The organism is Bacteroidota bacterium (assembly GCA_020402865.1).
In the GTDB taxonomy this organism is placed as follows: Bacteria; Bacteroidota; Bacteroidia; order Palsa-965; family Palsa-965.
In genome coordinates, this window is the sequence record JADBYT010000001.1 from 124698 (window position 1) to 150408 (window position 25711).

The 25711-nt window shown below is 47.5% G+C and carries 17 protein-coding genes; 12 read left to right on the plus strand and 5 right to left on the minus strand.

What is annotated here, in order from left to right; all coding sequences use genetic code 11:
* Positions 1–89 precede the first annotated feature (89 nt).
* The 4 genes from IM638_00515 to IM638_00530 all read left to right on the plus strand — a co-directional run bounded on the left by IM638_00515 (position 90) and on the right by IM638_00530 (position 5514).
* Positions 90–530: a hypothetical protein gene (locus IM638_00515; protein MCA6361494.1), complete on the plus strand. Its 441-nt coding sequence runs from the start codon at positions 90–92 to the stop codon at positions 528–530.
* 73 nt (positions 531–603) lie between these two features.
* Positions 604–1131, plus strand: a complete 528-nt coding sequence (locus tag IM638_00520; GenBank protein MCA6361495.1) for a hypothetical protein — start codon at positions 604–606, stop codon at positions 1129–1131.
* A gap of 93 nt (positions 1132–1224) precedes the next feature.
* Entirely contained in the window at positions 1225–3480 is a 2256-nt protein-coding gene (locus IM638_00525) for a PKD domain-containing protein (GenBank protein ID MCA6361496.1), read from the plus strand.
* A gap of 42 nt (positions 3481–3522) precedes the next feature.
* A complete protein-coding gene (locus IM638_00530; protein ID MCA6361497.1) occupies positions 3523–5514 on the plus strand; it encodes a DNA primase in 1992 nt (663 codons plus the stop codon).
* 99 nt (positions 5515–5613) lie between these two features.
* Here the strand turns inward: IM638_00530 and IM638_00535 are convergent, their stop codons facing one another.
* Positions 5614–7122, minus strand: a complete 1509-nt coding sequence (locus IM638_00535; GenBank protein MCA6361498.1) for a HAMP domain-containing histidine kinase — start codon at positions 7120–7122, stop codon at positions 5614–5616.
* A 699-nt stretch (positions 7123–7821) separates the two neighbouring features.
* On the opposite strand from IM638_00535, the gene IM638_00540 reads away from it, so the two are divergent.
* The 5 genes from IM638_00540 (at position 7822) to IM638_00560 (ending at position 16164) form a co-directional block, all read left to right on the plus strand.
* On the plus strand, positions 7822–7968 hold the full coding sequence (locus IM638_00540; protein MCA6361499.1) for a hypothetical protein: 147 nt from the start codon (positions 7822–7824) through the stop codon (positions 7966–7968).
* Between the two features lie 343 nt (positions 7969–8311).
* Positions 8312–10408, plus strand: a complete 2097-nt coding sequence (locus IM638_00545) for a hypothetical protein (GenBank protein ID MCA6361500.1) — start codon at positions 8312–8314, stop codon at positions 10406–10408.
* 12 nt (positions 10409–10420) lie between these two features.
* Positions 10421–12667 carry a hypothetical protein gene (locus IM638_00550; GenBank protein MCA6361501.1) on the plus strand — a complete coding sequence of 749 codons (2247 nt, stop codon included), beginning with the start codon at positions 10421–10423 and terminating at the stop codon, positions 12665–12667.
* Between the two features lie 6 nt (positions 12668–12673).
* Complete coding sequence (locus tag IM638_00555; GenBank protein ID MCA6361502.1) at positions 12674–14863, plus strand: peptidase domain-containing ABC transporter; 2190 nt, start codon at positions 12674–12676, stop codon at positions 14861–14863.
* Complete coding sequence (locus IM638_00560) at positions 14860–16164, plus strand: HlyD family efflux transporter periplasmic adaptor subunit (GenBank protein ID MCA6361503.1); 1305 nt, start codon at positions 14860–14862, stop codon at positions 16162–16164. Before IM638_00555 ends, IM638_00560 begins: the two co-directional genes overlap by 4 nt.
* Before the next feature lie 52 nt (positions 16165–16216).
* On the opposite strand, the gene IM638_00565 is transcribed toward IM638_00560, so the two are convergent.
* A complete protein-coding gene (locus IM638_00565; GenBank protein MCA6361504.1) occupies positions 16217–16789 on the minus strand; it encodes a MarC family protein in 573 nt (190 codons plus the stop codon).
* Positions 16790–17124: 335 nt separating this feature from the next.
* Here IM638_00565 and IM638_00570 point away from each other — a divergent pair, with 335 nt between their 5' ends.
* From IM638_00570 to IM638_00580, 3 genes are all read left to right on the plus strand, one after another.
* Positions 17125–17931 carry a hypothetical protein gene (locus IM638_00570; protein MCA6361505.1) on the plus strand — a complete coding sequence of 269 codons (807 nt, stop codon included), beginning with the start codon at positions 17125–17127 and terminating at the stop codon, positions 17929–17931.
* A gap of 119 nt (positions 17932–18050) precedes the next feature.
* Positions 18051–19310 carry a hypothetical protein gene (locus IM638_00575; protein MCA6361506.1) on the plus strand — a complete coding sequence of 420 codons (1260 nt, stop codon included), beginning with the start codon at positions 18051–18053 and terminating at the stop codon, positions 19308–19310.
* Positions 19282–22545 (plus strand): SpoIIE family protein phosphatase, encoded by a 3264-nt coding sequence (locus IM638_00580; protein ID MCA6361507.1) that lies wholly within the window; start codon positions 19282–19284, stop codon positions 22543–22545. Before IM638_00575 ends, IM638_00580 begins: the two co-directional genes overlap by 29 nt.
* A gap of 233 nt (positions 22546–22778) precedes the next feature.
* On the opposite strand, the gene IM638_00585 is transcribed toward IM638_00580, so the two are convergent.
* Genes IM638_00585 through rlmN form a run of 3 tightly spaced genes read right to left on the minus strand, consistent with a single transcriptional unit; the run spans position 22779 to position 25588 of the window.
* Positions 22779–24077 carry a hypothetical protein gene (locus tag IM638_00585; protein ID MCA6361508.1) on the minus strand — a complete coding sequence of 433 codons (1299 nt, stop codon included), beginning with the start codon at positions 24075–24077 and terminating at the stop codon, positions 22779–22781.
* Complete coding sequence (locus IM638_00590; GenBank protein MCA6361509.1) at positions 23999–24436, minus strand: hypothetical protein; 438 nt, start codon at positions 24434–24436, stop codon at positions 23999–24001. The genes IM638_00585 and IM638_00590 overlap by 79 nt, the downstream gene beginning before the upstream one ends.
* A gap of 54 nt (positions 24437–24490) precedes the next feature.
* Positions 24491–25588, minus strand: a complete 1098-nt coding sequence (gene rlmN, locus IM638_00595; GenBank protein ID MCA6361510.1) for a 23S rRNA (adenine(2503)-C(2))-methyltransferase RlmN — start codon at positions 25586–25588, stop codon at positions 24491–24493.
* Between the last annotated feature and the right edge of the window lie 123 nt (positions 25589–25711).

Consider the following 25711-nt stretch of genomic DNA (forward strand, 5'->3'; position numbering starts at 1 on the left):
ATCGACGAACTCCGATATATATCAGGCAGAAATTGCTTGGAAGAAATGAATAATCGATACTACCTTTATTTGCCCATAAAATCAATGCTGTGCTCTATCATTACGCCAATAACAGTCCGGTAAAAACAGCTACGGCCACCGTAAGCTACAATCCTCAAAACAGGATTGTGCAAATGACTGCGCATCCCGGAGCCACGTTTGATGCCGAGCACGCAATAGACAATCGCACGGCGGCACTTGAGCTGGCCGGCTGGGAACGTTGCGGGCTCATTTTCGAAGCAGAGGGCGATATTGTTACCACGCCTGAAATGCGGCAGGTGTCTGCTTCTGCAGAATACAATTCGCACTTTATTGCCGTGGCATTGGTGAGCCCGAGTGTGGCGATGAAAATTCTCGGCAACTTCTACATGCGCATTAATCGTCCCGTGGTGCCAACCCGTTTTTTCAGCCAGCACGACCCGGCCGAAGCCTGGTTGCTTCAGCAGATAACCACCGATAAAATTCGGTTGGAAAAACAGGAGTCCCGCTGACTTTTTGTTTCCTGATCTCAATTGTGGAAATTTAGCCGCCATGCGTTATCTGTAAAAACAGGTTGTAATGCGTGTGTATCTTCTTTTTCTGTTGAGTGTTTCATCCTGCTATATCCAGCATCCGCTTTCACACTCAGTTAGTGTAAAATCAGAAACAGGCTTTGTGGATTCTGCCGCTACTCTTTGTGTGAAATTATGCAGTGATGAGGAGTTGATTTTCTGGCATGTGGCGCTGACAGATACCGCCGGCAACGAACTTGCGTTGAAACGACCTGAACAAAACCTGTTTTCGGAAACAGATACGGTTGCTCTTCCGTTTGCTAAGGATTTCGTAGTATTCGATAGTTTGCCCGACAGTATTCCTTTACGGGTTTCGTTCAGGAGTTACGGTTATTACCGGTTTGATACGCTTATACACCCTTTAACTGGCCGGGGATTGAAAATAACGGTACGCCCTGTCGTAAATCCCGACGAGCAAAGTGGCTGCACGTTTGAACCCTTGGATGTGTTCGGGCTAAATCATTTGATACATGGCCCGATGGCACCTCTGAATCGTGAATTTCCATTATATGAGCTAAATAAACGCCCGCTTCCCCGTTAGCTGCAATACAGCCTTGCTGATATTTTATATATTTGAACTGAGCGACCACTGATTCACCCTGTCACTTATCCCAAACCGAGTGACACCAGTTACATGAAAAAAGTATTCCTGCTGCTGCAGCTGTTTGCTGCATGCATTGTATTTGCACAGGCCCCTGTAATAATTACACCCTCACAATGGGACAGCCTCAAGGCTACCGGATTGTTGAACAGCGGACTGTATATTCAGGCATCAGGTAATCCGGCTGCTCCTGTACAACCCGTGGTGCAGCCGCCGGTTAGCCAGTCGGCGCCGGCAAACTGCAATTGCATGTTGTCCATTGACAATACATTTCAGGTGGTGCCATTTACAATTGGTATGCCACCTGATTACCGGAACGACGACGGTTCATCTCCGCTGATTAATATTCCGTTTGTGTTTTGTTTTTATGGGAATATTTATACAAGTTTATTTATTAATAATAACGGGAATGTATCGTTCAGTAATCCTTACGGTACATTTACAGCCAGCGGATTTCCTACCAATCAGGTGGATATGATTGCGCCGTTCTGGGCGGATGTGGATACACAGAATCCGCTCAGTGGTATTGTTTATTACAAAGTAACACCTTCCGCTTTAATTGTTCGCTGGCAAACGGTGGGTTATTTTTCCCAGCATGCCGACAAGCTCAACGATTTTCAGCTTATCCTTACCGATGGTTTTGATCCGCTGCTTCCGGCAGGCAGCAACGTGTCGTTTTGCTATGGTGATATGGCATGGACTACCGGCGACGCATCTGGCGGGAACAATGGTTTTGGCGGCGTACCCGCTACCGTAGGGGCTAATGCCGGCGATGGTGTAAATTTTATTCAGATCGGCACATTCGACCAGGCGGGAACTACATACAACGGTCCGCTTGGCCCGGCAAGTCAGGTAAGCTGGCTCGATTATCAGCAGTTCTTTTTCAACGCCTGCAACGTGGGCAACGGCAACAACATACCGCCCATTATGAACGCCGCACAGGTGTGCGATACGCTCACGCTCTGCGTGGGTGATACATTGCCCATTTCAGCCACTTTCCTCTCGCCCGAAACCAATCAGATTACCACCATTACCGTTACACCCAGCGGCACCGGCTATACCCAGGTCAGCAACACACCCGGCTCAACAGCCGTTCTGGCGGGTGTGTTCACGGGCATGCAAAGTAATATCGGCTACAATACATTGCTCATTTCAGGCTCCGACAACGGCACACCCGTGCAAACCACTTCAGGCACTGTAGTAGTGGAAGTGGTGCCCGGCCCCACTGCACAATTCACCGCCACAAGCGCCTGCCCCGACAGTCTCATCAGTTTTAACAGTCAGGGCACAGTTGTAATTCCCGGCAACGGACCTGTTGTAAGCTGGCATTGGGAATTTAATGATCCGGCTGTAGCCAACGGCAGCGATACATCAGCTCTGCAGCTTCCGCAGTATGCCTACAACGCAGGCGGTACCTACACGGTAAATCTAACCGTTACAGATTCACTCGGCTGCTCCGATACCGTGAATACAACCGTAACGGTGTATCACAAGCCGCAAGTTGTATTTAGCGGTACCCCACTGAGTGGTTGCGCCCCGCTCTGTACTGATTTTACCGATCAGAGCACAGTCACCAACAGCAACATTACCAGCTGGGCCTGGACCTTTGGCGATGGCGGCACCGCAGGCACTGCCAACCCGCAGCACTGCTACACCGTAAACGGCGCTTACACCGTGGGCCTCACCGTAACCTCAGCTGATGGCTGCCAGAATACCGACTCGCTGCAGGGCTATGTGAATGTAATTCCCGGCCCGGTAGCAGCCATTACCGCTTCGCCGCCGGCATCGTCCATTAACAATCCGGTAATTAATTTCATCGATGCCTCCACCGGTTCGCCGGTTACCTGGCTCTGGGATTTCGGCGGCGGAAACTTCTCAACTGATCAGAACACCAGTTTCACCTACAGCGATACCGGTACATTTTGCGTTACTCTGATTGCTGCCGGCCCGGGCGGAGTTTGTCCGGATACAGCCACTGAATGTATCGTTATACTTCCCGAACTGCTGATCTGGTATCCGAACGCATTTACACCCAACGGAACGGGATTAAACGATGTGTTTAAGCCGGTAGTAAGCGATCCCGGTTATATTGCAGGATACAAATTCTATGTATTCGACCGCTGGGGAAATATGATATTCAGCACCACCGACATTGCCGAAGGCTGGGATGGCCGCATGCAAAAAACCGGCGAAAAATGCCAGATTGATACGTATGTGTATCTCATAAGCATAACCGACAAAGACGGGAATATCTTTGATCATCGGGGCATTGTTAATCTTATTCGCTGAGTGCTGCCTGAAAGGCATTTTGTACCTTCGTGAGCCAGCCTTATGATTCCGAAGGAAACCGTTGACCGTATTCTCGAAACCGCCCGCATTGAAGAGGTGGTCGGAGAGTTTGTATCGCTCAAAAAGCGCGGTGCAAACATGATTGGTCTTTGCCCGTTTCACAACGAAAAAACGCCCTCGTTTAATGTGTCGCCTGCACGCGGCATATACAAATGTTTTGGCTGTGGAAAAGGCGGCAATCCGGTAAATTTTGTGATGGATCACGAACAGCTTTCGTATCCTGAAGCATTACGCTGGCTGGCCCGGAAATACAATATTGAAATTGAAGAGCAGGAGCGAAGCCCCGAACAGGCCGCTAAGGAAAACGAACGCGAAAGCCTGTTCATCGTCAGCAACTTTGCACAGAAACATTACACCAAAAACCTGCACGAAACCGAAGAAGGAAAAGCCATTGGCCTGAGCTATTTTCTCGAACGCGGATTTCGTAAAGACATTATCGAAAAATTCCAGCTCGGTTACAGCCCTGATACATGGCGCGACATGACCGATGCTGCGCTGGCGGCCGGTTACAAGCTGGAGTATCTGGTAAAGGCTGGTTTAACGATACAGAATGAAGAAGATGCGTCGAAATTTTTCGATCGTTTTCGCGGGCGGGTGATTTTTCCGGTGCACAATGCCAGCGGGCGTGTAATTGCATTTGGCGGCCGCACACTCAAGACCGATAAGAAAGTTGCCAAATACATCAACTCGCCCGAAACTGAAATTTACCACAAAAGCAATGTGCTTTACGGCCTGTTTTTCGCCAAGAAAGCGATTATGCAGGAAGATGTGTGTTACCTGGTAGAAGGTTACACCGATGTGATTTCAATGCACCAGGCGGGAATTGAAAACGTGGTGGCTTCGTCGGGTACATCGCTCACCGTGGAGCAGATACGCCTCATTCGCCGCTACACCAGCAACATTACCATTTTATACGACGGCGATCCGGCCGGTATAAAAGCCAGTTTCAGAGGGATTAACCTGATTCTGGAAGAAAGTATGAATGTGCGTGTGCTGCTTTTTCCGGATAACGATGATCCAGATTCGTATTCGAAAAAAGTAACGCCCGATGCGTTGCGCGAATTTATTTCGGCGAATACCAAAGACTTCATCAATTTCAAAACCGAATTGCTGAAGGCCGATGTGGGCAACGATCCCATCAAACGCGCCTCACTCATTCACGAAATTGTGGACAGTATTGCACTCATTCCCGATGCCATTACGCGCAGCGTGTATGTAAAAGAGTGCAGCCGCATACTTGATATTGAAGAACAGGCACTGCTTACCGAGCTGAATAAACTCCGCCGCCGCCTGCACGAGAAAAAGCACGATGAGCAGGCGGTGAAAGAAGCGCCGCTGCCCGAACTTCCGCCCGATGTATATCCGCCCGATGAGTTTGTGCCTGATCAGCCGGCGCGCGAGGGCGATCACGCCAAAGTACAGTCGGGCGAAGTATTTGAGCGCGAACTGGTGCGCCTGCTGCTCAACTACGGACAGGAGCCTGTAACTGCCAAAACCACTGATGAGCTGGGCGAAGAAATTGAAGTAACAGTGCCGCTGGCCGAACTCATGCTGCACGAACTGGAGAGTGATGAAATTACATTTACGCATGCCGTTTATCAGCAGGTACTCAGTGAATACACGCAGCACATCAACAACGGCAACGTTCCCGATTTAAACTACTTTGTAAATTATCCCGATCAGAATATCTCGCAGCTTGCGGTTGATCTGGTGCAGATTCCCTATCAGCTGTCAGACTGGGAACGACATTTTATTTATGTGCAAACCGAAAGTCAGTTGTTGCGGCAGGCTGCGGTGCACAGTGTAAATGTGCTTAAACTTACACGGCTTGAGCAAATGATTGCCGACAATCAGAAACAACTGCGTGATAATCCTGATGAGGAGATACAACTGCAACTTATGCAGCAGCAGCTTAATCTGCTCAATGCAAAGCGCCATTTTTCGTCGTTGCTGGGGCGGATAATTCTGAAATGATTTTAGATGTGGTGGCTTCGACCTCCGCCTAAATTGCAGGTATTCAGCCACCGGTCAATGTATTATTTTCAGTGGCTTTGATCTGTTCAACCACCCTGCTTATTGCTTCAACTCTATTCTGAATGTGGTTCCTTTGCCCGGCTCCGAGCGTTTTACGAAAATGCTGCCGCTGTGGTAGTTTTCGATAATCCGTTTGCAGAGTGAAAGGCCGAGCCCCCAGCCGCGTTGTTTGGTGGTAAAGCCGGGCTCAAACACGGTTTTGTGTTTGGAGCGTGGAATGCCTTTGCCGCTGTCGGTAATATCAATGATTACTTTTTCGGGTACTTCCTGCACGGTTACCGTAATGCTGCCGCGCCCGTCCATAGCGTCAACCGCGTTGCGGCAAAGGTTTTCGATGACCCATGCAAAGAGCGGGATGTTGAGCGGGGCAATGATTCCGTTGCCAGTATCAACCGTGTATTCTACTGATTTCGGGGAGCGTGCGCGGATATAATCAACGGCCTGTTCGAGGGCGTCGGAAAGGTTTTCGGGTTTGAGTTTAGGTTGGGAACCGATTTTTGAAAAACGCTCGGTAATCATTTCAAGGCGTTTTACATCACGACCTATTTCAACGGTAATTTCCGGGTCGATGCCTTTGAGTTGCATGTATTCGAGCCACGCAATGAGTGATGAAAGCGGTGTACCGAGCTGATGTGCCGTTTCTTTCGCCATGCCCACCCAAACATGATTCTGTTCGGCGCGGCGTGAGGTACTGAACAGGAAATAGGCGGTAAGCAGGAAGATGCCGATAACGGTAAACTGGATATAGGGGAAGTAGCGCAACTGTTTCAATTGAGGCGACTCCATATACCAGATATAGTTTTTCTTGTTGCCAAGATTCACATCAATACGGTTGCCCTCCTTTTGCAGCACGGTAAGCATTTTTGCCAGATAGGCGGCTGAGTCTTTCGCCACCATTGCCGAGTCGAGGTTGCCGAAGGCAATAATTTGGCCGGAAGCCGAATCGGCATAAATGGCCGGGGCTGAAGCCGGGTTGGCGGCTACTTCTTTAATGAACGATCGTTCATTGTCTTCAAACGAAAGGCGTATTTCGGTAAACACTTCCGAATCGCGGTAGTAGAGGTAGTGGTATTTTCCGGGGCCTACTTCCATTGGGATGGAATCATGCTGCCGCTGCATTTCGGCAAGTTCTTCGCGCAGGTAAAGGCTGTCTTTTTCACGCTTCTGATCGAGGTTGCGCGAGAGGAGAATTTTGCCGTTATCATCAGTGAGAATTACCGGTACGGTTTCATTGTCCACAATTACCGCAAACACAAAGCCAAGCGCCACATCATCGTCGGGCAGTTGGGGCAGCATTTTATTGGCTTCGGCCCAGAGCTGTACTTTTTTGCGTTCTTCGCGGGCAATTTTGGCATAGAGCTGGCTGGTGGCTTCCATCATAAGCGCCTTGCGGCGCACGGCTTCGGCCCAGAGTTCTACATTGCGCTTTTCGCTGTCGGCAATTTTGCGCACAAGCTGACTCGTGTACCAGAGTGATGCGGATACAATTGTGGCTGCCGCCAGCAGCAGCAGCCATTTCCATCGCTGTTTTTTCGAGTAGATGTTCACAGTTTATCCTTGCACGGTTTTTCCGCATTTCAGGCTGCAATAAAGATAATCGCATTTGTGTGCTAAAAAAAGAGAATATATGCAGATAATCCGATCCCAAACTTTGCGGCTTGGGGTGTCACCTGAAGGCCATATGGTGAAACAGGAGACTTTGGCTAAGGAGTTGAAGCAAATGATAACTTTCTGGCAACAAATTATACATTGATTCCATAATAAAATATAAATATGTGCGTACAAACGATTGTTGCTGGTTGTATGTTCAATTAATACAACATGCAACATATTCATTCGCCTTCTGCAAGAATTGCTCAATTAGTTTGGGTGAAATTAAAACCGATTGATTGATATATACGTATATTATGGATTTATCTGATTTATATATTTAATTATAACAAATCAAAAAAAGATGAATTATTAATAAAATAAGCCCACTTATCAATTAAAAGCGGCCATTTATTGATATTATCATGAATCACGGAAAACAATGACATTATCTTCGCTTTGTGAGCAGGCAATCAAAGAAAGACTCTCCTGCATGCGGATGTAATCATTTGGTAACCAGTCAAAAAATAATCTTTACGGTGGATTAATTCCACAGTGATTATGCAGTAAATCCGGAATGCTGCAGGCTGGTTTCGTTTTGCTCATGGCGGAAGCCGAAAAGCCATAAGAGTAGGCATTTTGTTAATATTTCTAATCATGAATCTGTTTAAGATTAAGCCGAGTGCTGTGAAAACAGTGCAGAATTCAGCCCCTGCACAAACACTTTCTATCGAAGCAATGAAGAAAGTAATGGGTGGCGGTGCATACAACAGCCACTGTTGCGTGAAGAAAGCAATGAGTTAATACTTTTTTCAGGAGAATCATACCGGTTTCGGTATGATTCTCTTCTTATTATTTATCTAAACAATATAAATAAAACAATTGTATATCGGATAATATTATAATCAGATCGAAAAAATACTATTCATTAATTATATATAATTAGATGATACAGGTTATTAAAACAGCTGGAAACCAGTCGATAAACGAGTTAAGCGTTTTTTTTGATAAAAAAAGAGCTGTGCTTATTACACACCGTGCTGATTTCATTCAACCTCATCTTGTGTTTCGCGAAGTGATTCGCTTTTTTGTATCCGAATTAGGTAAAGTTCATGTAGAGACTTATTTAAGCAGGTATCGGTCGGTAATGAGTTTGCTTTATGGTGAACTTGCCGGACAAATGAACGAGGAAGAGGAGCGTGAAAACGATTTTTGTGCGGCCCGGTGTGATTCAAATTACGCGCATAGCCCGATTGCAAAATCAGCACTGATTGAGTCTTGTGCCTCATTAATGATTGAATTCAATGCTCAGATTCCCTACAGAATAGTAGTGAGTGACGTTTCAACGCTTGATGTGAACAGTGTGGATCTGCTTAAGCATTTATACCATCTTCACCGCGATGAATCTCCTGATTTACTGATTGCATATAATCCGATATGGCCCGATGATGAATGGGATTATGAAAACGGGCTTTGTCATTTTTACGGGCACGATACCGTTACTGTGCTTCAGGCGTTTGTATATGCTTTTGAAGAAGCGGCTGATCAGCTTATTGATTTAAGAATGATGGCAGAAACAGCTGTCAGCCAGCCGGCAACCCAACACGATACATTATGCGAACCCGAACTCACGCCTGAATACGAGGCTTTTGTAAGACTTTCGGCAAATGTGCCATTCTCCGCAGAAGAGGCTGAGCGTACTTATCAGGCAATAATCGGATGTTTCAGGCAGTACGACTTTTTCAATACGCTCTTTCTCGGGCTGCGTGCCCGTGAAAAAATATTCTCACAACTAACACACGCTCAGCGTGCCGAATTACTGCATGTGCTCGGACTTTCAGCACATATCCGCCATTTTTTTACGCAGGAAAACAGTCGTCTTGCCGATTTTCTTCACCAGATTTTCGTTGAAGCACTGCAATACGAAACCCGTTTGTTGCATCGTATTGCACTCTGCTACAGACTTGTTGTTACGTTTGGCAGACGGAAAAATGACATACAACGTGCTTACAGTTACTTAAGCATTGCCGATACCGAATTGCCGGAATTGCTCAACGACAAGCTGAAAATTGCCCGTGCATGGTTACTAAACATTCATAGCTATCTGCTGATGAAAGAAAATAAGCTGGAAGAAGCAATAGCGCGGCATGAAGAAGCAATAGGGTCAGTATTCGAGATTGATGTGGAGGCGGGTGAGGTGTATGTACGTGAGCTGGAATTTACAAAAGCCATTCTTGCCGAAAATCTGGCTACGCTTACAGCCATAAAAAAAGATTACACATCCATGCAGCATTGGCTCGAAATTGAAACGGCGTTTAGTGCGCGCTGGCCTTTTTTTCACGCCTCTGCCAGAGCCGAATGGCAATCTTTATATTTCAGGCAGCATAAACTGAAACAAGCCAGACTGTATGCTGAGGAAGGATTGTTGCTGTGTAGCAAAAGTTTTAATTATGTGCTTGCTTATTACTTCAGAGTAAGCCTGGCCGAAATTACCAGCCGGATGGGTATGGCTCATGAAGCGGCTTCCCATTACGAAAAAAGCTATGTGTATTGCACGCAGATAGGCCATAGCTATCCCGAAATTTCTGCGCTGTATCTGCTTCATTCTGCGGTATCCATGCACCTGAGTGCAGGAAATTATTCGCGTGCTGCATATTGGCTTGAGCAAATACAACGGCTTGAACTTACGCACACTCCTGCCCAGCGTATTGCGCTGCTTGTGTTAAATGCACAGCTGGCCGGAATACAAAAAGATACGGCCGGGGTGGATGCCTGTATGAATGAGGCAATTGAACTGGCCGTGAATGATGGCGGTTCGGATATTTTCTTTACTACACTGCTGGAGGCAGGTCGTATTTGCACACATGCAAAAAGAAATTCCGAAGCAGCTTCAGCCTTTACACAAGCAGCCGAACTGCTTACGCTCGAACTCAGCGGATTACCCTTTAAGCCACCGGTGGCTGAGCTTGCGCTGCTCTATCTGGGGCTGGCCCAAACCGGCGATATTCCGCTTAACTATTTGCCCGATGCTGTTTCGAACCTGGCTGCAGCATTACCCAATCACACGGCTTCGTGGAGTATTTTACCCGAACTGGTGGAAATACTTTCGAAGTTATCTCCTCATGATTTAGAAAAACTCACCATGCGCTCGGCTTCGGCAATCAAAGAAATTCTTTCCGCTGCCGAACAACGGCAAGACTGCATAAGTCACCTCAATATTATCCATTCCTACATAAACCGCTAAAACATAATTCAAATGATACAGGTTATTCAAGGCGCTCAGCATCAGATTAATTTCTTCCTGCATGAATTCATGCAGCGCGAGAGCAATGTGTTTGTAATGCATACCCATAAAGAATTCCCTTCCGGGTTTTATTGTATGCGCATGTTTACCGACTACCTGAAACAGCGTTTCGGGGAAGAAGAAGTGTTGCAACAACTCCGTGCTGATGCGGCAATGAACGCATTTATTTATCCGGAAGCTGCATCGGAAATGAATGACCAGGATAAGAAAGCATTTTCCAGCTTTTCCGCCAGATTTGAATCACGCTTAAATGTGCCGTATGGTTTGTTTGAGCGCCTTGCTGCGTTGCTCAGTAAGTTAATCGGGAGCAATACAATTAATCTGATTATTCCGGATATCCGTATGGTTGATTCGGAAAGCCTTCGTGTAATTGAAAGTTATTATCGGATTTACAGCCCCTCGTCAATGAGCCTTTATCTGGGTTTTACTACCGATGTGATCGACAAGGAAGATGTGAACGGAATTATCTGGGAGCGCTATCAGGGTGATGTGCAGTTTTTTGCGGGTGGTTTTCTGCAATACGAGAATGTACAGCACATCAAGCTGACTGATGGCGAAACCACATCGGTAATTTGGAATACCTATGACGTGGTTACTGCGGAAGAAGCAATTTACAATCAACTGGTTTCAGCAAAGCACATCAGTGAATTGCCACTGAATGAAATACGCGCACAGCTTCATGAGTCGTATGCGCGGTTTTCGTTCCGGGCTGTGATGAAAACCGGTGTGGCATTACTTGAAAGGCCTGATTTTACTGATAATGCCATACGTGCAGAAGTTCATGGACTTGTAGGTTCCGCGGCCAATTTCTATCAGTTTACCCATCATGCCAATCCGCCGTTTGATGATTATCTGATGTATCATCTTGAAGAGGCGTTGAAATACGAAACACGTGCCGATGTGCGCATGGCGCTGTTTTACCGGATTTGTTTTACCTGTGCCGAACGTCGCAGCGATATGCCGGCTGCCGAAAAATGGATCAATCAGTTTGTAGAAGAAGTAAATACATCATCGTTATCCGACGTACAGCGAAATTATCATCTTGCATGGGCCTATAACGTGCGCGGTCATGTATATGCACATACCGGGCGTTTTGAGGAGGTGGAGCGTGATGGCGAAATTGCATACCAGCTCCTTTTCGATGGAATCCGGAAAATGGAGGCTGAGGGAGAAACAACATACAATGTGTGGCTGACCGACTACAGGCTTTCAATTTTTAATCTCACTATTCATCAGGTGTACACCGGTGATGAGGAAAATGAGTATGCCTACAGCCGCAAGTGGCATAAACGTATGGATGAAATCATGTCATTTATGCCGCGCATTATGTTGTTTGACACTTTTCACTGGATTGATTATCACCGGAACAAATTTGATATCATTAATGCGCTCAAAAGTGCGGAAGAGGGAATACAAGATGCAATTGAGCTCAAGCACGGACAGATTTATGTATATACGGTATGCGCGGCTGATTTCAATTTCCGTCTCGGCAATATTGAAAAGGCATTGGATTATTTCTCCCGTGCCGAAAAGCTCAGACCCGTTTACAATGACCTCTTTTACTTCCTCTCTACATCCTGGTTTAAAGCATGCTGTCTTGCAAAACTCGGCAGGTATGCGGAAGCAGAAGCGTTGTTTACAGATGAACTGAAAAATAATCCGGCACCTGATTACCGTATCGGACTCATTTCCCGCCTTGCTGTAATTGAAGCCGGAAAAGGTAACCGCAGCGAATTTGAAGCATTGATCAATACGGCCATTGATGAAGCAGTTGATCTTGGCGAGTTGAATGTGCTTTTAAAAGTAGCACTCACCTCCTGCCAGTGTCTGCTTCAACTTGGCGATAATCAAAATGGTCGTGAGGCACTCGAAAAGGTAAACGAGTTAATTCAAAATGCTGCACATGAAAACGAAACGTTGAGTAAAACAACTCTTCTCGAAACGGCTGTTTGCAACTTGATGCTCAACGGTTATCAGGAAAATCAGGTATTGGCTGCACTGGGCATTTTGAAAGAAGCTTTAAATGACATCGAAAGCTGGCAGTACCTTCCTGTTTTAAGCCGGTTTGTGGAGGAATTTGAAATGAATAAACATCATAGCAGTCACGAAAATGCTGTTGCGGAAGCCCTTGAGGTATTCCATTTTTCTTTCGGCCAGCAGCGTGAAGCAATTTCCGAAATACATTCAACCCAGGTATAAACAGCTATGCGCCGTTTTCCTTTTTTTCGTCAGTACGATTCGATGGACTGTGGGCCCACTTGTCTGAAAATGATAAGTGCGGCCTACGGCAAAGACATCAGTTTACAGAAACTCAGAGAGCTTTCGTACCTCTCGCGCGAAGGCGTCTCGCTTGCGGGTTTGTATCAGGCTGCCGAAAAACTTGGTTTCAGGGCAATGGTGGTCAAACTGCGCACGATCAGTAATGACGATCAGTTTACATTGCAGCATGCTACGCTGCCCTGCATTGTTCATTGGGATCAGAAGCATTTTGTAGTGGTGTATAAAATTTCCCGCTCACATGTATGGATAGCCGATCCGGGAGCAGGAAAAATGAAAATCACAATTGCCGATTTCAGTAAGTTTTTCGAAACCGATCAGGGCGAAGGAATAGCCGTTTTACTCGAACCTACAAACGAATTTTATGATGCTGAATTTGAAAAGGAACCCCGGCTGGGTCTGAAATATCTTTTTGGCTATTTCAGACCTTACCGGCGTTTTGTGCTGCAGTTGTTTATCGGAATTTTTGCTTCGGTTATTCTACAGTTAATTTTCCCCTTTCTGACCCAGGCCATTGTTGATGTGGGCGTTTCTACCAACAACCTTAGTTTTATTGTCCTTATCCTTATTGCACAGCTTGTGCTTTTTGTATTTAGTGCATTAATCAATGTGATGCAGCGATGGATTATTTTACAAATCAATTCACGTATTTCCATACAACTTGTATATGATTTTCTTTCCAAACTGATGAGACTGCCCTTCAGGGTTTTCGATAGTAAAAATACCGGCGATATTTTTCAGCGGATGGAGGATAATAAACGGGTTGAAACCTTCCTGTCCGAGTCCTTCATTCCATTTATCATGGGTTCGATCAGTTTTGTGGTGTTTGGAATTGTATTGCTGTTTTACAGCCTGAAAATATTTTTAATCTACCTTATCGGACTTACACTGTATGTATTCTGGATTACTTCCTTTATGAAAAAAAGGAAGTCAATTGATTACATACGTTTTCAGGAAGCCTCCTATAACCAAACTACGGTGCTGGAAATGCTTCGTGGAATGCCTGAAATTAAACTTCAGGGTAGTCAGGTAAAACGCCGTCAGCAATGGCTGGGCGTGCAGGCTCGTCTTTTCAGAGCAAAAATTCAATCGCTCATTCTTGTTAATTATCAGGATTTCGGCGGGCAGTTTATCAATCAGTTAAAAGATATTCTAATCATCTTCGTGTGCGCAAGTGAAGTAATCTCAGGACGAATGTCGCTCGGTATGATGATTGCCGTACAATACATTATCGGCCAGCTGAATGTTCCGGTTATTCAGCTGGTCAATATTCTCAGGGAAGGACAGGATGCAGTGCTCAGTCTTACGCGTATGAATGAGTTGTACAGCATGAAAGCCGAAGAGGAAAGTTTTGGGAATATTGACGGACTCATGCAAGACGATTCCACACTTGTACTTAAAGATGTGTCTTTCAGGTACAATGAATTGTCGGACATGGTGCTGAAAAATATTAATCTCGTTATACCGCAGGGTAAAACGGTAGCTATAGTGGGAGCCAGCGGAAGCGGAAAAACCACGTTGCTCAAATTGTTGCTCGGATATTACGAGCCTGTCAACGGGAGCATTAAAACGGGCGATTATGATTTTTCACTTATCGACAAAAATAAATGGCGCAAGCAATGTGGTGCAGTAATGCAGGATGGATTTATTTTTTCCGATTCCATTGCCAATAACATTGCCGAAAGCTCTGATCAGGTTGATAAAGCTCGTTTGCTTAAAGCGGTGAAAGTAGCCAACATTCAAAATTTTGTCGAAAAACTTCCGCTGGCGTACAATACACAAATCGGTCCGCAGGGCATTGGTTTAAGTCAGGGGCAGCAACAACGTCTGCTCATTGCACGGGCCGTGTACAAACAACCCAAACTTTTTTTCTTTGATGAATCGACCAATGCGCTTGATGCCAATAATGAAAAAGTAATTATCAATAATCTGAACGAAGTAACGAAAGATTGCACGGTGATTATTGTGGCGCATCGGTTAAGTACGGTGAAAAATGCCGACAAAATAATTGTACTCGACGAAGGCCGCATTATTGAAGAAGGCACGCATACCGAACTGGTTGAACTTGGCGGGGCTTACCTTAACCTTATCAAAAATCAATTAGAACTGGGAAAATGATAAATCAGGAAGAACTCACACAGGATCCCGATCAGATAAAACTAACCGGCAGGCAGGCGGTAAACGAAGCCATCGGGCGTCCGCCTTCTTCGGTACTGACCTATGGACCCGCCATTATTTCATGTATGCTGATTATGTTGCTGTTGCTCTCGTGGTTTATTCAATATCCCGATATTATTTCAGCCAAGGCAGTGATCACCACACTTTCGCCGCCACAAAAAGAAATCGCACGCATTTCAGGTAAACTTGATTCTGTTTTTGTAACAGATAATCAGCTTGTGAGCCCGGGCACTCCGCTGGCGGTTATTGAAAACAGTGCCCGATATGCAGATGTGGCCAAACTGAAATTACTTCTGAATAATTCAGGCCCTGATGATTTCCCTTTTGAGCAATGTGCCGGCCTTTCCCTCGGTGAAATTGGCGAAGACTACTCGAAGTTTGAAACTGCTTACATTCTGTTTCAATTAAACGACAGGTTGCAGCCATTTGATGCCGACAGTTACAGCGGCATGCAAAATAAGTATGAGCTCAGCAGCCGGGAAAGCACTTTGCTCAATCAGCTTTCACTGGCCGAAAAAGAAATGCAACTCAGAGAGCAGGATCTCGACAGGTACCGTACACTCCATAAACAAGGCGTTGTTCCGGCCGAAGAGCTGGAGCAAAAACAACTTGCGGCTATTGAGGCCGGACGTTCGCTCAAAGCAATAAACCTTGCGCTTTCACAACTTCGCGAAAATAAAAACATCAATAACCGGAACCTCCGTAATGCAGAATTCAATAAAACACGCGAAAACGTTCAGCTTCGGAACAGCCTGCAGCAAGCTCATTTTTTACTTAAAAAATCGCTGCGCGACTGGGAACTGAAATATTTGCTTCAGGCTGATATTCAGGGACGGGTTTCATTTATTAATTACTGGAGCAAAAATCAAAGTGTAATTGAAGGTGAACTAATATTTGCAATTATTCCCGATCAGAAAAGCGGTATTGTGGCAAGAGTGAGAACGCCTTCGCTGAAATCAGGTAAGGTAAAGGCCGGACAAACGGTTAATCTTAAACTGGAAAGTTACCCCGGTAATGAATTCGGAATTCTAAAAGGACGGGTTACTTCTGTGTCTGTTGTGCCCGATAAAGAAGGATTTTATCAGGTGAATGTTGATTTACCCTCGGGCCTCGTGACTACGTATCAGAAAGAAATTGTATTCCGGCAGGAAATGCGTGCCGATGCCGAAATTATTACAGAGGAGTTGCGACTGGTAGAACGATTTTTCTATCATTTTAAAAACCTCTGGTCGAATTCATAAGAGCTGGTAAAGGATTGCGCCTCATCATGCCCGATGCTTTTTAGCAAACTTCTTAAATTCCCGCATGTGTGCGGAACAGTTTTACCGCTATAGCAAGCAGTACAATGCCAAATACCTTGCGCAGCACGGCCACACCACCTACACCAAGCACTTTCTCCAAACGGCCAATATTGCGCAGTACGAGATAAACGATGCCGATATTGATAACAATGGCAATGAGAATACTCAGCTCTGAATATTCGGCACGGAGCGAGAGCAGCGTGGTAAGCGTACCCGTACCGGCAATGAGCGGAAACGCTAGCGGCATAACCGATGCAGTAGCAGGCATTTCGTCTTTATATAAACGAATGCCAAGAATCATTTCGAGCGCAAGAAAGAACAGAATGAACGAACCGGCAATGGCAAAGTCAGATACCCCGATACCGATAAGCCCGAGAATAAATTCACCCACAAACATAAACGTAACCATAATTGCCAGCGAAACCAGCGAAGCACGGCGCGCATTGAGCTCGCCCACTTTTTGCTTGAGGCCGATAATGACAGGAATGGAACCGATTACATCAATAACGGCAAACAATACCATGGTTACGGTGGCAATGGCTTTGAGGTCGAATGTCCAGTTCATGCGTGGTAATTTTGCGCAAAGGTGAGATTTTATGCGTTAATCTCAATGCGCTGTTCCTTGAAACGACAGAAAACAACGATGAGCGGCAGTGAATTCGTATTTTTCGGTCAGCTATGACAATGAATCAGCTTCCTGCGCTTATTGCCTCATTGGGTAATGTAAAAGCATGCAAAGCGTATTATCGAACTTCAGCGCGGGCTGTCTGAAATGCGTGCTTACCTGAGTAAAGATCCGGCTGCCGGCAATATCCGCTGTACGGTTCAACTTTAATCTGCGCTTTAATCTGATTGTGTGATTTTTGTATCGTGACTGAATCACCTTACAAAAATCAGCGCATGGTAATTGCCACCATGCACGGCAAAGAGCAGGTGCTGGCTCCGGTAATGGAGCAGCATCTGGGCGTGCGCTGCGAAGTTGTGGAGATAGATTCCGATGCGTTCGGTACATTTTCGGGTGAGGTTGAACGCACCGGAACACCCGTAGAAGCGGCGCTGCAAAAGTGCTATGCGGCTTTTGAAAAAACAGATGCCACGCTTGCACTCGCCAGCGAAGGCTCTTTTGGCCCGCATCCGGTAATTGGTTTGGTGCCGGGCAACGAAGAATGGCTTGTATTGCTGGAACGGCAAACTAACCGGCACATTGTAGCAAGGCATATCACCACAGAAACCAATTTTGCCGGGCAGCAGGTAAATAATTTCACCGAACTAAAAACGTTTGCCCGCCGGGTTGGGTTCCCCTTGCATGCTTTGCTGCTTAAGGATCGTGAAACTAACTTCACACAGTGTTTCAAAGGCATTTTTACAGAAGAGGCATTGCAAAATGCCTTTACTTCGCTCGGTCATACCGCCTGGGCCGAAACCGATATGCGGGCCATGCACAACCCCACGCGCATGAAAGCGATTGAAGCTGCTGCTCATAAACTGGCCGCCAAAGTGCTTTCCCGCTGCCCGAACTGCCACGAACCGGGCTTTGCCGTTACCGCTGCAATTGAAGGCCTGCCCTGCGAACTTTGCAACCAGCCAACGCGCGGCATCCTGTTTCATATATACACCTGCACGTCCTGTACCCACCGCGAAGAACGCATTCCGCCACAGCGAAAGGCATTTCAGGATGCCATGTATTGCGATTATTGCAATCCGTAAGCCATTGGGTATTCCCCGCCCGCTTTCAGGCTACATAAACAGCAGCCGGCAGGCATCCTGTTGCCAACCTTTTTATTATCTTTCGCGTTAAACCTCCTGCGCAACAGCGCAAAACCGGTATGCGTTTACATTTCGTGTGTGCCCGAAAACCACTGCTCACAGCATTGCTGTTGCTTTGCGTGTGGCCTTTGTTTGCGCAGGGCGATATGCGTTTTTTCGGCACGGCTACCAAAGCCGGGCAGGCTTTGCCGGGTGCCAACGTGAGTGTATTCATGGATGGACGCCCGCTCCTTAACCTTACTACCGGCCGTAACGGGAAGTTCAGATTTACGGTTGATCTCGGGCATCAGTATCGGATCGACTTTACCTCGCCGGGTTGTGTGCCGATGTATATGGTGATGGATTTGCGGGTGCCCCGCGACAAAGGCTGGATTTATCCCGACTACGTGTGCGAAATTCCGTTCTTCGTACCCAACGATCCGCGTGTACGCACGGAGCAGTTTGCGCAAAAACCATTTGCCAAAGTAATTTTTGATGGCAACAAAGGTTTTTACGACGATCCGAAATGGAATTTTACATCCACGCTTTTTAAAAACCCCGAAGAAGAACGACAGAAGCAGCTGCAACGCGAAGCCGAAGAGCGCGCGCGTATTGAAGAGGAAGACCGCAAGCGTAAACTACTGCTGGAAGAAGAACAGCGCGTGCTTGCCGAAGAAGCCCGGCGCAAACAACAGGCAGCACAAACACCTGCTACGCCCACACCCACTGTGCTGCCAGCTCTGGCTGCTGAAACAGAGGCACAGCGGCTTGAGCGCGAACGAAAGGAAAAAGAACAGCAGCAGCAGGCTAACCAGCAGGTAAAAAAACAATACGAAAACAACCTGCTTAAACTGGCCGCCGAAAGCGAAAGGCAGCAGAATGTGCAGAAGTTTGATAAAATGAAAGGAACTGCACGAGGCAATTCGGCCGTGCAGGCCTTGCGTGTGGAGTCGGAAGTTAAAGCACAGGCCGAATTTGTGCGCGAACAACAGCAGCAACAACAAAAACAACAGCAGGTAAACAAACAGGTGAAAGATGCGCAGGTGAAAAAACTGCAGGAAACCGCAGCCAAAGTGCAGCGCGATGCCAATGCAGCAAAGCTGCGGCCTGTAGTACAAATGGGGACTTTCCACTACCAGCCGTCGCCAACTATTGTGGTGACTTTTGTAGATGATATTTTTTCGGATGTGAAAACCACGCTGGTAAGCTGGCCCGGAGGGAAAAAAGTAGAATTCCGCGCGGTGATTTACTGGTGGGGAGCTACGTATTTTTACCGCGATGGTTTGGAAATAGATGAGAAAACCTACACCAATGAAATTACAAAGTACAGGCAGAGTTAGTGTGTTGCTGCTGTGTGTATGCACTGCTTTTCTGCTCAGGGCGCAAACCTCGGGCTTTATTTCGTATGGCGTAGAGCAGGGACTGGCGCAGGCACAGGTGCAAACCATGGTGCAGGATGCGGATGGAAATTTGTGGGTGGGCACACTGGCCGGACTGTCGAAATACAACGGGCAGTCGTTTACCAATTACACCCGCCGCGACGGGCTGGCTGAAGACTGGGTGACTGCCGCCTATAAAGACAAACGCGGCGATTTGTGGTTTGGCCACTGGGCCGGTGGCGTTACGCGGTATAATGTAAACCGGAAGAAATTCGAGAGCATGAATCTCGAAGAATATACACGCTTTCATACCATAACCGCGATTACGGAAGATAAAAAAGGTTTTTTGTGGATTGCCACCGAGGGTGCGGGAATTTACATTTACGATGTGGCCAAAAACCAGATGTATGCGCTGGATAAGAAAGACGGATTAGCCAGCGCCAATGTGTATGATCTTTGTCTTGATGCCAATTCGAATATGTGGATTGCCACCGATCACGGCATTACCATTTGCGATACAAAAGCGGACATTACCTCGCCCGCAGCTTACACCGATCTTAATGCCGGCCGTGGATTTGTGAGCGATTACATTACCTGTTTTGCCCTGCTCAACAACGGAAAGGAAATGTGGGTGGGCACGGCCGACAAAGGCGTGCTTGTGATGCAATTGCCGCCTACGTTTGTAGCCCGCAATGCGCCCACGCTGCTTACTACCATGCGCCGTTTCAGTACAGCCGACGGAATGGGAGCTGATTTTGTGGAAGCCATTTGCGGCGACAATCTGGGTAATGTGTGGACCGGAACTGCCGGAGGAGGTGTGGCGCGAATAACTCCGGGTAACTCCAAAGCCCGTTTCTCGGCACTTGACAAAGCGGCCGTGCGCAACTACTCCACACGAAACGGATTGAGCTATTTCAATGTGCGTTGTCTTTTACAGGATCGTGAAGGGAGTGTGTGGATTGGTACCGATGTTGGCCTGAATCAGTATCGTGGCGAACGGTTTACCTTGTATGACCGGCAGGACGGACTGCCCAATGATATTGTGTGGGCCACCTGTACCGACAGGCTGGGCAATGTGTGGCTTGGAACAAATGCCGGACTGGTAAAAATGAGTTTTTACACGCTGCCTGATAATAACGATCAGCGGTTTACGCTGCGCACCTACACCACGGCCGACGGACTTGGCAGCGATGCCGTGCTTGCCTTGCACGAAGATGAAGCCGGTAATATCTGGGCAGGTACCAATGGCGGCGGAGTAAGTAAACTTGCCCCCGGCAGCGAAGCACTTGAAACCTACAGCATATCCGATTCCCTCACCGGAAATATGGTGTATGCAATCAGTTCCGACCGAAATGGTGATATCTGGATTGGTACACGCAACGGCGCATCCCGTTTAACACCCAATACCAGAGCAGTACGCAATTTTACCACTGCCGACGGGCTGGGAGGCAACAACGTGTATCGTATTTTCTGCGACAGCCGCGGACAATTGTGGTTCGGGTCGCTGGGTGGTTATCTTTCAGTATATAACGGCAGCACGTTTACCCGTTACGATGAAAGCAACGGTATTGTGCATCGTTTTATTCTTTGCATTAGCGAAGACAATAACCACAACCTCTGGTTTGGTGCTTACGGCGGCGGATTGTATGCGTATGACGGGCGCACATTCAGAAACTACACCCGCAAAAACGGACTTTCCACTGAATCGCCTTACGCTATTATTGCCGATAAGATGAACAACATCTGGATCGGAAACAGCCGCGGACTTGATTGCCTTTCCTCGCGTGATACCACGTTTTCATACTACGGCCGCAACGAAGGTTTTCCGGGTACGGAAGTAAACCCGAATGCGGTGTGCATGGATCGTGATGGTAACCTTTGGTTTGGAACTGTGATGGGTGCGGTGCGGTTTAGTCCGAAGGAAAATTTCCGCAACACCATTGAGCCGGTCGTATCTGTTTCCGGACTGCGCATTTTTATGCGCGATGCAGAATTTCCGGAAGAAAACCGGTTTGCCTATAATCAGAATTACCTCACCTTCATTTTCACCGGCACCAGTTTAACCAGTCCCGACAAAGTGCGTTATCAGTATAAACTCGAAGGCTTTGATAACGACTGGTCGCCGGTGCCGACGCATGTAAATGAAGCTACGTATTCCAATCTTCCGCCGGGCGAGTACACCTTTCTGGTGCGTGCCTGTAACAACGATGGCGTGTGGAACCGCGAGCCTGCGCGCTATAAATTCACCATTAAACCACCCTTCTGGCAAACGGCTGTATTTTATGGCGGTATGATTTTGCTGGTGGGTTTTCTGATTTTCGGATTTGATCGTGTGCGCACACGCGGACTGAAGAAGCAGAAGGAGGCGCTCGAATCGCAAGTAAGCGAGCGTACACTTGAACTTGCGCTGCGTAACGATGAGCTTGCGCAGAAGAACAAAGAAATTACCGACAGTATCCGCTACGCCAAGCGCCTGCAGGATGCCATGCTTATTCCGGCCTGGCATCTGCGCCGCGATTTGCCTGATTCGTTTGTGATGTTTAAGCCCAAAGACATTGTGAGCGGCGATTTCTGGTTCTATCGCAAAAAGAATCAGCGCATACTTATGGCTGCGCTCGACTGCACCGGGCATGGTGTACCCGGCGCGTTTATGAGCATTATGGCCAACGATTTGCTGGAGCAGGTGGTAACAGGCAATGAGCACGAAACACCGGCGCAGCTGCTTGACCGCCTCAACATACTCATGGCGGATAAAATGCGTTATCAGACAGACGAACTTCACGTGCGTGAAGGGTTTGATATCGCATTGATTGCATACAATACCGATACGCGCGAGTTGCAATATGCCGGCTCGTACAATCCGCTGCTGCATTTCCGCAGCCGCCAGATGACCGAGCTGCAGCCCGATAAAATTTCGGTAGGAAGCTGGACGGCCGACAAACCGGAATACTTTAAACTGCAAACCCTGCAACTACAGGCCGGCGATACGTTTTACATTTTCTCCGACGGTTTCTCCGATCAGTTTGGCGGGCCGCAGGGAAAGAAGTTTAAAACAAGCCAGTTCAAAGCACTGCTGCTTAGCGTGCAGGGCCTTGAAATGGCCGAACAGGAACGCACACTCAGCCGCACCATAGAAAGCTGGCGCGGCGAGCTGGAACAGGTTGATGATATGCTGGTGATTGGTGTGCGGGTTTAGTGTGTGACGTGCTTTTTGAAACACCTGACGGTATGAGTGTATAGCCGGGATTGCAGCGGAAAACCCGGAAGGTTTACATTGCCTTTTAGCATGAAAACCGCTGAGGATTTGTAGCGAAAAGCCCGTGCAGGTGGAACTTTACTGCACCTTAAATTTCGCTCCTTTTTCAATTATTCTTGATTCCCCTACCGGTGCGAGGTTAGCACCGGGCACAGCTGCCTGAAAGGGAAAAATTACTCTTCACTTACCCATTTCCAATTCCGTTTCAGCAAAGGCAGTGCTTGCCAGTCTCGCCTCACAGCCCGAATTTCTTCTGGGGTGGAATTATTTTTGAGCACAAGGGTGTCGTTGTGCAATTCATAGTTCCACAACGTGTGTGCCTGTTTGGGTTGTTGAAGATAAAGCTGATGCAGCAGTGTATCGTACACCAGTGTGTGGCTGATCATACGTTCATCATTCAGTTGAAAAATAAGATGTCCTTTGCGGTGAATGAAAATGCGGCGGATGCTTTCGGTATTTCCCTGTAGCGGAAGCACAAGTTCATTATTCTCATTCAGCTGCAGGTAAACTTCGTAAGTGCCGTGCAGAAATGGCCGTACTACCTTGTCGTCGTTGAAATTGCCTGTTTTTACAAAGCCGTATAACGATTCGCTGAGGAATGCGATGATGAGCAGCGTTTTTACTGTGATATAAACTTTCCTGCTCAGCTTCGGCCACAAGGCGGGTTCTGCAACTGGTGTTACGGGTTGTTTTTGCACAAGCAGTGTGTAGAGTTGTTTCAGCGCAGGCCATGCGGATACAAATGCCAGAAGCAGCAGAAAAAGTGAAAGCAGTTTTACCGATACATCAAAACTGAAATTGAGCAACACTACGTGCAGCATTATTCCTGCGGCCATTAGCGCACCGGCACCGCGTGTGCGGGTAAACAGCAGCAGCGCGGCGGAAATTACTTCGGCAAGTCCGGTGAAAAAGGAAAAGCTCCACGAAGTGCCTGCCGTACTCCAAAACAACAAATCAGGCGAGAGATTTCCGAGCGGTGTGTAAAGTGTGTTTGGCTCGGGCAAATAAAACTGATGCTTGAACACTTTGTCGAAGCCGTACACCAGCAACATGAGTGCCAGATAATACGTGCTGATTGTTCGTAGCCAGCGCCACTCGTGTTGCTGTTCACGTTTAAAGAATGTCCACGCCAGGGCACCTGTTGCGCTGCAAATACACAGCAGCAATGTCAGTACATACATCCCCGCACTGTCGCTGCCCATCAGGGCTTCGTAGTTTTCGGGCAGCAGTGTGGTTGCTTTGCCAAATGCTTCCACAGCGCCGGCGGTAAACGGTAAAAGAAAACTCCCGCTGTCGGGCAGGAGTGAAAAGGGCATGGGAAGAAAAATCACAAACAGCACCACAAACAAAAGCAGTGTGCGCAGCGCAAGTGTGTGTAGCAATTTCATGGCAATCAGGCTGCGCGGCGTTTCAGTTGCCACCAGCCCAAGCCGCCAGCCACTGTGGCCACTACGGCAAGCAGCCAGATCCATGTGGCGTTGTTGCTGCTGCGCTCAATTGAAAACATGCCCGCCTGTAGTTTTTTCTTTTCAAAGCCCACCAGCTTTGTATCGGGGTAAATTTTCCTGAGGCTGTCGAGCGAAATTTTCGGATCGTTGGCAATGGGGTGATGATGCACCACATGGTTGCCGAAGTTGGTGTATTGCCGCACCGTGCTGTCATTCACAAACACAATACTGTCGATGTGGAGATGAATAACCGGATTGCCGGGAATGTTTCCGGGTGTTTGCGCCTGCACGGTGCCGTTGTGGCTTTGTGCGGCAATGCGCTCGGTTTGTGCGTGTACAGATAGCACAAGGAGCGAAAGCAGAAGTAAGAGTGTAAGGCGCATGTACATTGGATTTTAAGCAGTACAATGCCTCAAAAATCAGGCCAGAAAGCGGTCTTACTCCTGTTTTTCGGTTTTACGCGGTGCCAGTTCCTGATTTTTCTGCACGGCCTCGTTTTTATTGGCCAATTGCCCGCAGGCGGCGTCAATGTCTTTACCCCGGCTGCGGCGCACGTTTACAATTACGTGGTTGTCTTCAAGCACACGTGTAAACTGGTTGAGTCGTTCGGGCAGGGTTTGTTTAAACTCGCCGTCGTCTATGGGGTTGTATTCAATGATGTTTACTTTGGCCGGTACTTTTTTGCAGTAGGCTGCCAGTTCCTTTGCATCCTGCACCGCATCGTTGAAATCTTTGAATACAATGAATTCGAATGTGACGCGGGTGCCGGTTTTTTCGTAAAAATAGTTGAGTGCTTCGGCCAGTGCATCGAGCGTATTCTGCTCGTTAATGGGCATGATCTTGTTGCGCTTGTAATCGTTGGCCGCGTGCAGTGAAAGGGCAAGATTGAATTTCACTTCATCATCGCCCAGCTTCTTAATCATTTTTGCAATACCCGCCGTAGAAACCGTAATGCGTTGTGGCGACATGCCCAGCCCGTCGGGTGCAGTGATGCGTTCAACCGAATCGAGCGTGTTGCGGTAGTTGAGCAGTGGTTCGCCCATGCCCATATATACAATGTTGGTGAGCGATTGCTGATAATGCTGCTGTGCCTGTTCCTTAATAAGCGCCACCTGATCGTAAATTTCCTCGGCTTCAAGATTACGCAAACGGGCCAGGCGGCCGGTGGCGCAAAACTTACAGGTTAAACTGCAGCCCACCTGCGACGAAATGCAGGCTGTCATGCGTGTTTCGGTAGGGATGAGCACACCCTCCACAATATTTCCGTCGTGCAAACGGAACGCTGATTTGATGGTACGGTCGCGGCTCACCTGAAATGTATCCACACACACGGCAGGCAGCGAGAAGTTGGTTTCCAGCAGTGTGCGCGTGTCTTTCGAAAGGTTGGTCATCCCTTCAAAACTCCGCGCCGATTTCTGCCAGAGCCATTCCCAAACCTGTTTCGCACGAAAAGCCTTTTCGCCGTGTTCGGTAAAAAATGCTTTCAGCTCATCTTGCGAGAGCGTGCGAATGCTGCGTTTTTCAGTGGATTTCATTGTGGGGCAAAGGTACGGAAAAGCCAGTAACCCTTCGGGTGGCTTTTAATACGTATAAAACATTTTGGAGCGAACCTTTTAGTGCAACAAAATACTGTCCGGCTCCGGCTTTCCGTTCCAATT

Excerpts from the sequence above, each read along its gene's own strand:
- IM638_00525 (MCA6361496.1), top strand. The coding sequence starts at position 1,225 with ATGAAAAAAGTATTCCTGCTGCTGCAGCTGTTTGCTGCATGCATTGTA.
- IM638_00530 (MCA6361497.1), top strand. The coding sequence starts at position 3,523 with ATGATTCCGAAGGAAACCGTTGACCGTATTCTCGAAACCGCCCGCATT.
- IM638_00540 (MCA6361499.1), top strand. The coding sequence starts at position 7,822 with ATGAATCTGTTTAAGATTAAGCCGAGTGCTGTGAAAACAGTGCAGAAT.
- IM638_00545 (MCA6361500.1), top strand. The coding sequence starts at position 8,312 with ATGAGTTTGCTTTATGGTGAACTTGCCGGACAAATGAACGAGGAAGAG.
- IM638_00550 (MCA6361501.1), top strand. The coding sequence starts at position 10,421 with ATGATACAGGTTATTCAAGGCGCTCAGCATCAGATTAATTTCTTCCTG.
- IM638_00555 (MCA6361502.1), top strand. The coding sequence starts at position 12,674 with ATGCGCCGTTTTCCTTTTTTTCGTCAGTACGATTCGATGGACTGTGGG.
- IM638_00560 (MCA6361503.1), top strand. The coding sequence starts at position 14,860 with ATGATAAATCAGGAAGAACTCACACAGGATCCCGATCAGATAAAACTA.
- IM638_00565 (MCA6361504.1), bottom strand. The coding sequence starts at position 16,789 with ATGAACTGGACATTCGACCTCAAAGCCATTGCCACCGTAACCATGGTA.
- IM638_00570 (MCA6361505.1), top strand. The coding sequence starts at position 17,125 with ATGGTAATTGCCACCATGCACGGCAAAGAGCAGGTGCTGGCTCCGGTA.
- IM638_00575 (MCA6361506.1), top strand. The coding sequence starts at position 18,051 with ATGCGTTTACATTTCGTGTGTGCCCGAAAACCACTGCTCACAGCATTG.
- IM638_00580 (MCA6361507.1), top strand. The coding sequence starts at position 19,282 with ATGAAATTACAAAGTACAGGCAGAGTTAGTGTGTTGCTGCTGTGTGTA.
- IM638_00585 (MCA6361508.1), bottom strand. The coding sequence starts at position 24,077 with ATGGATCTGGCTGCTTGCCGTAGTGGCCACAGTGGCTGGCGGCTTGGG.
- IM638_00590 (MCA6361509.1), bottom strand. The coding sequence starts at position 24,436 with ATGCGCCTTACACTCTTACTTCTGCTTTCGCTCCTTGTGCTATCTGTA.
- rlmN (MCA6361510.1), bottom strand. The coding sequence starts at position 25,588 with ATGAAATCCACTGAAAAACGCAGCATTCGCACGCTCTCGCAAGATGAG.